Origin of the sequence: Amaricoccus solimangrovi, assembly GCF_006385685.1 — a bacterium.
Classification (GTDB): Bacteria; Pseudomonadota; Alphaproteobacteria; order Rhodobacterales; family Rhodobacteraceae; genus Amaricoccus; species Amaricoccus solimangrovi.
On record NZ_VFRP01000124.1, the window covers coordinates 1 to 714 of the forward strand.

The 714-nt window shown below is 68.6% G+C and carries 1 protein-coding gene; it reads right to left on the bottom strand.

The genetic code is table 11. The annotated features are described in order from the left end of the window. Positions 1-714: 3-oxoadipate:acetyl-CoA acetyltransferase (locus FJM51_RS23550; RefSeq protein ID WP_140456512.1), on the bottom strand; the 714-nt coding region annotated here is incomplete at both ends.

Below are 714 nucleotides of genomic sequence, written 5' to 3' on the forward strand. Positions count from 1 at the left end.
CGCCACCGGCCGCTCGTATTTCTCGCAGAGCTCGACCACGCGGCGGACCAGCGCGGCGTTCGAGGGCGCGAGGGTGGATTTGTCGAGCCGCAGATTGTCCTCGAGCCCGGTGCGGGCGTGGCCGCCGGAGGAGACGCACCATTCGTTGAGCACGATCTGGTTCGGCCCGATCCCCGCGCCGCACCATTCGGACTCGGGCGAGAGGCGCTTCAGGGTCTTGATGTAGAAGTCGAACACCTCGCGGTCGACCGGCATCGCGTTCTTCACGCCCATGACGAACTGCACGTAGACCGGGGCGGCGAGCCGCCCGTCCTTCTGCATCGCCACCGCCTGGAAGATGTGGCTGAGGTCGAAGGCCTCGATCTCCGGCTTCACGTCGTGGGCCTTCATCTCGGAGGCGAGCCAGTCCACCAGATCGGGGCTGTTCTCGTAGACCCGGGTCGGGAAGTTGTTCGAGCCGACCGAGAGCGAGGCCATGTCGGGCGCGAGCGGCAGCATGCCGCCCCGGTCCCGCCCGGCGCCCGACCGGCCGCCGGTCGAAAGCTGCACGATCATGCCGGGGCAGTGCTCGCGCAGCCCCTCGAGCAGCCGCCCGAACTTCTCCGGGTCGGAGGTCGGCGTCTGGTCGTCGTTCCTGACATGGCAATGCGCGATGGTGGCGCCGGCCTCGAAAGCCTCCTGCGTGCTCTCGATCTGCTCCGCGACGGTGATCGG